At 35.5% G+C, this 3,282-nt stretch carries 5 protein-coding genes; 4 read left to right on the forward strand and 1 reads right to left on the reverse strand.

Going from position 1 to position 3,282, the window contains the following annotated elements; genetic code table 11:
* The 4 genes from ACFFHF_RS00925 to ACFFHF_RS00940 form a co-directional block, all read left to right on the forward strand.
* On the forward strand, nucleotides 1–413 hold a 413-nt coding region (locus ACFFHF_RS00925), incomplete at its 5' end, for a recombinase family protein (protein WP_446694993.1).
* 259 nt (nucleotides 414–672) lie between these two features.
* Nucleotides 673–777, forward strand: coding sequence for a topoisomerase C-terminal repeat-containing protein (locus ACFFHF_RS00930; protein ID WP_340906145.1), 105 nt, complete (start codon nucleotides 673–675; stop codon nucleotides 775–777).
* A gap of 204 nt (nucleotides 778–981) precedes the next feature.
* Entirely contained in the window at nucleotides 982–1,530 is a 549-nt protein-coding gene (locus ACFFHF_RS00935; RefSeq protein ID WP_340902267.1) for a cupin domain-containing protein, read from the forward strand.
* Nucleotides 1,531–2,248: 718 nt separating this feature from the next.
* Complete coding sequence (locus ACFFHF_RS00940) at nucleotides 2,249–2,494, forward strand: Ger(x)C family spore germination C-terminal domain-containing protein (protein WP_340906146.1); 246 nt, start codon at nucleotides 2,249–2,251, stop codon at nucleotides 2,492–2,494.
* Here the strand turns inward: ACFFHF_RS00940 and ACFFHF_RS00945 are convergent.
* Nucleotides 2,424–3,038 (reverse strand): hypothetical protein, encoded by a 615-nt coding sequence (locus tag ACFFHF_RS00945; protein WP_340902268.1) that lies wholly within the window; start codon nucleotides 3,036–3,038, stop codon nucleotides 2,424–2,426. The genes ACFFHF_RS00940 and ACFFHF_RS00945 overlap by 71 nt on opposite strands.
* Nucleotides 3,039–3,282 lie beyond the last annotated feature (244 nt).

Genomic DNA, 3,282 nt, shown 5'->3' on the forward strand with positions numbered 1-3,282 from the left:
ATCGTGAACAACTTCAAAAAATGTTAGAGGATTTACAGGAAGGTGACATTATTTATGTTACAGATTTAACTCGGATCACTCGAAGTACGCAAGATTTATTTGAATTGATTGATTTAATACGAAATAATAAGGCAAGCTTAAAATCATTTAAGGATACATGGCTAGATTTATCAGAAGATAATCCATATAGCCAATTCTTAATTACGGTAATGGCTGGTGTTAACCAATTAGAGCGAGACCTTATTCGTATGCGTCAGCGTGAAGGAATTGAGCTCGCAAAGAAAGAAGGGAAGTTTAAAGGACGGTTAAAGAAATATCATAAAAATCACGCAGGAATGAATTATGCAGTAAAGCTATATAAAGAAGGAAATATGACTGTAAATCAAANTCACAAACGAAGGTTGTTTTTATAAAGTCATGGTCTAATTAAAACAATTGCTGTCCCAAGAGCATACTTGAGACTGAAAAGGCAGCAGCAGGTGGTAAAACATTAGAATTTTCTTTAGATAACTTTCCCATTTTGCTGTCATGGATGGACTGGAAAGTAAATTTCCCTCTATTGCTTCACAAAGTATATACCATCTTACTTCGATCGGTTTATAGTTTATAAACCAATCCCACTTGCTGCATTATCATCAAACAGACTGACCTTTTTAAAGGAAAACAAGTAAAATCAAAGGTTTTAAAAGCAAGGCAGGAAAGGGATTTGAAGCAATTTTAACTGTCAATAATGATAAGGTTAGTTTCAAATTCCACTACCTGAAGGTGTCACATTAATTTTCTACATCGGTGGAGGCGTTGCGTTACTTGTAAGTTTCATAGTGTTTTTCCTCATCACCCTGTTCACCAAGAAATAACCGGGACACAGGGACTAGGTTCGTTGCCCCAACTGAAAGATGAATCAGCACCTAAAAATTTGGGTTCCACTCATTATCTCTCTTGCATAGGATATTTTAGCAATTTGAGGAGGGATTGAGTAAAATGAATTATGTAACATATGGATACCCATATCATTATTATCACCATCATCATCACCACCACCCATATTACACGCATGTTCCTATGCCTTACTACTATTGGGGATACCATTACCCACATATGGAAAGGGAAGTACGCCAGTTCACTGATCAAGGTAAGCAGCCATTTGTAATCAATATCAATGAAGCTACAAAGCAAAACAATAATTTTCGCACTGCGATTTGGACAGGAACTTACCTACAGCTAACATTAATGAGTTTGCAACCTGGGGAAGATATCGGTTTAGAAATACATCCTGATGTGGACCAATTCCTACGTGTTGAACAAGGCGATGGAATTGTTCAAATGGGGAAAAACAGAAATCAGTTAGACTTTGTAAGACAAATTACTGACGACTCAGCCATTTTTGTTCCAGCAGGGTATTGGCACAACCTAACAAATACAGGAAATATCCCATTAAAACTTTATTCAATCTATGCACCACCAAATCATCCATTCGGAACCGTCCATAAAACAAAAGCAGATGCGATGGAAGCTGAACACGAACACTAAGCTGTCGACTCTAATGATGGACAAAGTGGGTCAAGGGACCCTATCTCGAGATCTGGCAAAGAATAGCTCAGCATAGTTTTGTAGTTTTTTTAGGTGAAAGTACAAAAAAAGATAGCGACTAATCGCTACCGTTTAACTTTCCTTTTTTATTTTTCTAATAATAAATAGGGTAATTATCGAAATGATCACTGTAAGAATGGAAATGAAAAAAGATATGTTTAACATGAAAGATACCTCCAATCTTGTCCATTTTGTTTATATAAGTTATTATATGAATATAATAATGATGGATGGGAAAGGGGAGTATATCCCCTAACCCATTGCTGTGATTCAGAACTCTCATTCTTCTTGGCTGTTGGATGAGGGTTCTTTTTCTCTACTCTTCTTTACTAACAATACTGTCGTCAAATTTATTATTGCGATAGGTAAGGTTAACTATCGAAGAGAGAAGAACTATCACATTCTCCATCATTACCACCCCCTTCTTTCGGGGGATTGAAGGTGTTCTGTATCTCACCTTCTATAACCATTAGCGCTTTCGTCCCAATACCCATTAATCGGAATAGGTATACCACGAAAATTAACTGTACCTACTACTTTGTTGTCTACAATGGAATCAATGGTAAGTATACCTCTAATAATGGATCTCCCCGCAATAGAAGCATCAATCCCCCATACGGATGGAAAGGGGATACTAACTTTGAAGGAACTCACACAAATGGCTCGGGAAAAAATAGAGGAGCAAATCCGCAAAACGTATCAAACTGCTTTTAAAGAGGGTATAGATATTTACAATTTGGGCGAATCTTTGTATCGCAAACATCCACATCAATGGAAGAGCATTGCCACAGGAAAACGGCAACTCGTTTTAAACCAAGATTCCCTGCGCCATGTTAAGGTTGAGGTGAATATTGTTTACCCTGGAAGATATAAATTACATGAACATGGTGAATCCACCTCGTGATTCTGGCAAGTGAAATTATTAACTCACCTTGCTTCTTCTGCTTAGCGTTGGGGAAGCAAGGTTTTTGTTTCCAAAAAAATAGTTTAACGTTGTAAATCCGCATTTTCCTGACGGAACCCCTCTTAGGACTATCTGTACTATCCTCTTCCATTTTTGTAGTTGTTTCTTCCATTTTTTGGGAAACTTTATCGATTTTTTCAGTTGCCGTTTCTAGTTTTTTATTCGCATTAATAATTATGGGAGTTAGAGTCTTCTTTAAAAACACAATTATTAATTGAATCGTAGCAATTGTAATTTTAAACAGAGCACTTGATATTTTCCAAATAGAATAAATTAGGAACTCTAAAAATGAAATAAGTAATAAAAGAAAACGATTGTCGGTGGTGGATTGTTTAAAACTTTTTAAAGCTTTTATACCTTCAGGAAAAACATTTGGAAATAGTTTATCAATACTTCCAATTAAGGAGATTAATCCAAATAATACCCACACTAATATTTTGGCAGAATTTAAAAAATGACCAATACTCTTCAAAGTATCCATCATAAATCCATTCCTTTATCTAAAATATTCATCAAAACTAGGATAATATTACTGATGTAATAGTACTATAATTCTTTCGTTTTTAATAGATAGTTTTTAAGAAGTTCTACAGAATTAACTTCAAAAAACAATCATGATCTTTCGCTCTTAACCCAGGAATGAAAATTGGTTCCCCACTCCATAATGTAGATACCACAAACAGTGAGTATATGACGTGGCTCTTATTGGTGGTCTTACCCTGTACAAA

Source organism: Robertmurraya beringensis (assembly GCF_042433785.1).
In the GTDB taxonomy this organism is placed as follows: Bacteria; Bacillota; Bacilli; order Bacillales; family Cytobacillaceae; genus Robertmurraya_A; species Robertmurraya_A beringensis.